The organism is Nitrosomonas sp. (assembly GCF_024282095.1).
GTDB lineage: Bacteria > Pseudomonadota > Gammaproteobacteria > Burkholderiales > Nitrosomonadaceae > Nitrosomonas.
The window spans coordinates 1-5576 of record NZ_JAMWZS010000067.1 but is presented as its reverse complement, the minus strand read 5'-3'; the positions used below and the strand labels follow the sequence as shown (position 1 = coordinate 5576).

The following is a 5576-nucleotide window of genomic DNA, read 5'->3' as shown; positions in this document are numbered from 1 at the left end:
TAGACCGCACGATTCCTATTGTCAGCCTGGACAGCGGTATCGCATTTGACCGTCAACTGGAATTGAGTGACAGAAAATTTATCCAGACGCTCGAACCACGGCTATTCTATGTCTATGCACCGTACCGGAATCAGGATTACTTACCTAATTTTGATTCCGCAGTCAATGATTTCAGTTTTGCGCAAATGCTGACCGAAAACCGGTTTAGCGGCGGTGATCGCATTAACGATGCTAATCGCGTTACAGCTGCACTGACATCGCGGTTTGTGGAACAGGAAACGGGTATTGAGCGCTTGCGGCTTGCAATAGGCCAACAGGTCAATTTTACAGATCCCCGAGTACTGCTGCCCAATACTCCGCTTAATCCCCAGGTCACCAGTGGAAAATCCGACTTTATTGCCTCTATTTCAGGGCGTTTGACCCCTCATATCAGCACGGATTCCAACGTTCAAATGGATGAGTCTAAATTATTCATTGAAAAAGTTCGTACGGGTATCAGTTACCAACCGGATACGGGCAAGGTACTAAACCTCGGTTATCGGTTTACACGAAATGTCCTGGAACAAGTGGACAGTTCAATTCAATGGCCGATTAGCGGTAATTGGCATGGCGTTGCACGGGTAAATTATTCGCTGAAAGATGATAAGATCCTGGCAGGATTGGCAGGCTTTGAATACAATGCGTGTTGCTGGGCTTTGCGGGTTGTCATGCAACGGCTCACAACAGCCACGCAAACCACCACCACCGCAGTCTTTGTACAGCTGGAATTAAAAGGCTTGATGGGAATCGGCAATAATCCACTGCAAGTACTGCAGCAAAGTATTCCGGGATACACCAGCGTTCACTGATCATTAGTTCTACCCATTGTACTCACCAAGTCTCACATTTTATGCATAACAGAAGCTATTCCTACCTCGTGCTACTACTCATGGTATTCATGCCTTTTTATGCCACAGCACAAGAAATGGAATCTATCCCGGCAGTCAAGCCGGTTGATCATATCGTGGCCATTGTCAATGAGGATGTCATTACCCGGCAAGAACTTGATGAAGCGATCAAAGTAGCCATCGATCGGCTACAATTACAAGGCATGCAATTGCCAGACCAGAACACCTTACAAAATCAAGTAATTGAATCCATTGTAACCAAGCGGATCCAGTTACAACATGCCAAGGAAGTGGGTCTATCAGTCGGCGAAAGTGAGATTGATGAAACGGTCCAGCGGATTGCGCAAGAAAATAAATTATCCTTGCCGGAATTTTATGCGGTACTCGAAAAAGATGGCATCAGTTTTAATAAGTTTCGCGAGGAAATACGTGATGAAATGATCATGGCGCGACTCAAAGAGCGGGAAATTAAACACCAAGTCAATGTGACGGAAGGAGAAGTTGATAATTTTCTCCGCACCCAGGAAACATCTGCTGTGGGCAATGATGAATATCGTCTCGCGCATATTCTGATTTTGGTCACCGAAAACATGAACTCGAGTCAAATCCAACAAAGAAGCGAACGCGCTAAGACGGCGCTCGCGAAGCTAAAAGAAGGCGTGGAATTTGCTCAAGTAGCGGCTGAATTCTCAGATGCCGCCGATGCTTCAAAGGGAGGAATCATCGATTGGCGCCCTATTGATCAAATGGGACCTAAATTTGCTGAGTTGTTGGAATCACTTCAACCCGGAGATTTGACACAGATCGTACAAAGCCCGTCCGGTTTTCATATTTTCAAATTACTCGGCCGACGCACTCAGGAAACACCTACAGTCATCATCGATCAAACACACCCACGCCATATACTGATTAAAGTTAACGAGTTGACTTCTGATAATGACGCCAAACTGAAAATTACCCAACTCAAGGAGCGACTTGATCGGGGAGAAAATTTTGAAGAGCTGGCCAAATTGTATTCTGAAGACACCAGTGCCGCGTCAGGCGGTGATCTTGGCTGGCTTTCACCGGGCGATACCGTAGCTGCTTTTGAACAAACCATGAATGCGCTGCTACCCGGCCAAATCAGCGAACCCGTGCAATCCCAATTCGGGTGGCATATTATCCAAGTTTTGGAACGCCGCTCGCAGGATGTCAGTCTTGATCGGCGCAGGCAGGTGGCACGTCAAGCAATACGTACGCGCAAGGCAGATGTTGTGGTGCAGGAATGGCTGCGGCAGTTACGTGATCAAGCCTATGTTGAGCTCCGTTTGGATGATGAGCAATAATTTCATTCCCACACTGGCACTGACCGCCGGCGAGCCTGCCGGAATTGGTCCTGACTTATGCGTACAAATTGCACAACAATCGTTAACATGTAGGTTGGTGGTTATTGCCAATCGTGAATTGCTGCTGACACGCGCACAACAACTCAAGCTCCCACTCAATCTTACTGATGTCTCTGCAACCCCTCCAGGTCCGCATGCCGCTGGCAGCCTGCAAGTTTTGCATGTTCCGTTGGCCGAACCCGCGCTACCCGGCGTATTGAACCCAGCCAACGCGCATCACGTCCTGACGATGCTCAACCATGCAGTTGAGGGTTGTCAAGCAGGTCGATTTGACGGCATGGTCACCGCACCGGTACACAAAGGGGTGATTAACGATGCCGGCATTCCTTTTACCGGGCATACGGAATATTTGGCAGAATTGACGCACAGCTCGGTTGTCATGATGCTGGTGGGCGGAGGTATGCGCGTAACACTGGCCACCACGCACTTACCGCTCAAAGATGTTGCAGCCGCGATCACAGCGGACAGCTTGGAAAGTAAATTACGCATCATCCAACAGGATCTCGTCACGCGCTTCATGTTGGACAAACCCCGCATCGCCGTGGCAGGACTCAATCCGCATGCCGGTGAATCCGGTCATCTGGGACGCGAAGAAATTGACATCATTATTCCGGTGCTCAACAAACTTCGGGCTGAAGGAATGCAGCTAACCGGCCCCATTCCAGCGGATACCTTGTTTAATCCGTCACAACTCAAGCACTATGACTGCGTTTTTACCATGTACCACGACCAGGGGTTACCGGTACTGAAACATTCCAGTTTTGGCGGTGGCATCAATGTCACATTAGGATTACCCATTATCCGCACCTCGGTGGATCATGGCACCGCGTTGGAATTAGCCGCAACAGGACGCGCGCACGCGGGCAGTTTACTCGCTGCTATTGAAATGGCCATCCAATTGGCCCAGAACCACACAGCGTTTCTCCATAATGCGCCATAATCCGCGCAAACGTTTCGGCCAGAACTTCCTGATTGATCAACAGATCATTGCTCAAATTATCGCTGCGATCTATCCGCAAAAGAATGATCGAATCGTCGAAATTGGCCCGGGGCTCGGCGCGTTAACAAGACCTCTGCTGCAAGCGGTTGATCATCTTAATGTGGTAGAAATCGACCGCGACATTGTCGCCAGACTCAGCAAGGAATTTTCGCAAGAAAAATTGACCATTCATGCAACCGATGCACTCAAGTTCGATTTTTCCGCTCTCGGTAGTAACCTACGCATCGTCGGCAATCTGCCCTACAACATTTCAACGCCGCTGTTGTTTCATTTGAGCCAATTCTCCGAACACATTGTCGATATGCATTTTATGCTGCAAAAGGAAGTGGTGGAGCGCATGGTGGGCATACCGGCAACATCCGATTATGGGCGTCTTTCAGTGATGCTGCAGTATCGTTTTGATATGGAGAACGTTTTTAGTGTCCCGGCAGAATCTTTTAGTCCCGCACCCAAAGTGGAATCAGCGATTGTGCAGATGATTCCACGCCAAAAATCATCAATGGATGCTCAAGATGAAACATTATTGTCACAAGTGGTTTCGGCAGCATTCTCACAACGCCGCAAAACCCTGCGTAACACGCTGCGTGATTTTCTGAATACTGATGATTTTTGTGCTCTGGGGATTGATTCCGGACTACGCGCCGAGAATTTATCGGTGGAGAATTTCATCGCCATTGCGAATTTCTTAGGAAAGCGCTAAGAGAATCGTGTAAAATGACGAACTTTTTTCTATTCCAATACTTTTTGTGAGTCAGTAATTCGTGGCATTTTACGTACAAAAATATGGTGGCACATCGGTTGGCAGTACCGAACGGATAAAAAATGTGGCTCGCAGGGTCGCCAAATTTCATTCGCAAGGACACCAAATTATCGTTGTTGTTTCTGCCATGAGCGGCGAAACAAATCGATTGATCGCACTAGCGCACGAAGTCCAGGAGAATCCGGATCCACGCGAATTGGATGTGATGGTTTCAACCGGTGAGCAGGTATCCGTCGCACTGCTGTCCATGTCATTAATGGCACTCAATGTTAAAGCAAAAAGCTATACCGGATCACAGGTCAGAATTCTGACGGATAGCACGCACACTAAAGCGCGGATATTGAATATTGACGAAACCAAAATTCGAGCGGACTTGGACGCCGGTTATGTCGTCGTCGTTGCCGGTTTCCAAGGCGTTGATGAAAAGGGCAATATCACTACGCTTGGCCGTGGCGGATCCGACACCACTGGTGTCGCATTGGCAGCCGCTTTGAAAGCCGATGAGTGCCAAATTTATACGGATGTCGACGGAATTTATACGACAGACCCGCGGGTAGTCGCCGAAGCCAGAAGATTGAATACCATCACTTTTGAAGAAATGCTTGAAATGGCAAGCCTTGGCTCCAAGGTTCTACAATTAAGATCAGTCGAGTTCGCAGGAAAATATAAAGTTAAGTTGAGGGTTCTGTCCAGTTTTGAGGATGAAGGGCAAGGCACCCTGATCACTTTCGAGGAAGATGAAAATATGGAGCAAGCAGTCATTTCAGGTATCGCTTTTAATCGTGATGAAGCTAAAATTACTGTTTTAGGTGTCCCCGATCACCCAGGCATTGCTTATCAGATTCTAGGGCCGGTCGCCGATGCCAATATTGATGTCGACATGATAATCCAGAACGTAGGGCACGATGGTTTGACGGACTTCTCATTTACAGTCCATCGCAATGAATTCAAAAATACGATGAATATCCTCAGAGAAAAAATTCAACCGCATATTGGTGCGCGCGATGTACTCGGAGGTGATAGAATCGCAAAAGTTTCTGTCGTGGGTGTCGGTATGCGTTCCCACGCAGGCATTGCCAGCAAAATGTTCCGCGTGTTGGCAGAAGAAGGCATTAACATTCAGATGATCGCCACTTCTGAAATAAAGGTATCCGTTGTTGTTGATGAGAAATATATGGAGTTAGCTGTCAGAGTGCTTCATAAAGCATTTGATCTAGAGCAGGCGCTCTAATTTATTAGCATATCTAGTATTAGCAGGATAATGAACCCATTGCCCTGTCGCATTAAAATCCGGAGAGATGGCCGAGTGGTCGAAGGCGCTCCCCTGCTAAGGGAGTATAGGCACAAAAAGCTTATCGAGGGTTCGAATCCCTCTCTCTCCGCCACTCATCTACCAATAGATACCCAGCAACACCAACAAGACCCGCATAAATAATAAGTTTATCGGGTTTTTTGTTAACCGTAGCTAATCATGTGAAATGTGAGTAACAAGATAAATTTGTGAGTAAGTTAGTGAGTAACTATAATACTCGCTAGAAAGTTAC

The 5576-nt window shown here is 47.5% G+C and carries 5 protein-coding genes and 1 tRNA gene; all 6 read left to right on the top strand.

Annotated features, from left to right (window positions below):
• A partial coding sequence (locus Q0K92_RS12750; protein WP_297326171.1) for an LPS-assembly protein LptD occupies positions 1-848 on the top strand: 848 nt, incomplete at its 5' end.
• Positions 849-889: 41 nt separating this feature from the next.
• Positions 890-2212, top strand: a complete 1323-nt coding sequence (locus Q0K92_RS12745) for a peptidylprolyl isomerase (protein ID WP_297326170.1) — start codon at positions 890-892, stop codon at positions 2210-2212.
• Entirely contained in the window at positions 2202-3212 is a 1011-nt protein-coding gene (gene pdxA, locus Q0K92_RS12740; RefSeq protein WP_297326172.1) for a 4-hydroxythreonine-4-phosphate dehydrogenase PdxA, read from the top strand. The genes Q0K92_RS12745 and pdxA overlap by 11 nt, the downstream gene beginning before the upstream one ends.
• On the top strand, positions 3202-3972 hold the full coding sequence (gene rsmA / locus Q0K92_RS12735; RefSeq protein WP_297326169.1) for a 16S rRNA (adenine(1518)-N(6)/adenine(1519)-N(6))-dimethyltransferase RsmA: 771 nt from the start codon (positions 3202-3204) through the stop codon (positions 3970-3972). The genes pdxA and rsmA overlap by 11 nt, the downstream gene beginning before the upstream one ends.
• Positions 3973-4033: 61 nt before the next feature.
• A complete protein-coding gene (locus Q0K92_RS12730; RefSeq protein ID WP_297326168.1) occupies positions 4034-5263 on the top strand; it encodes an aspartate kinase in 1230 nt (409 codons plus the stop codon).
• A gap of 61 nt (positions 5264-5324) precedes the next feature.
• A tRNA-Ser gene (locus Q0K92_RS12725) sits at positions 5325-5417 on the top strand.
• Positions 5418-5576: the final 159 nt, after the last annotated feature.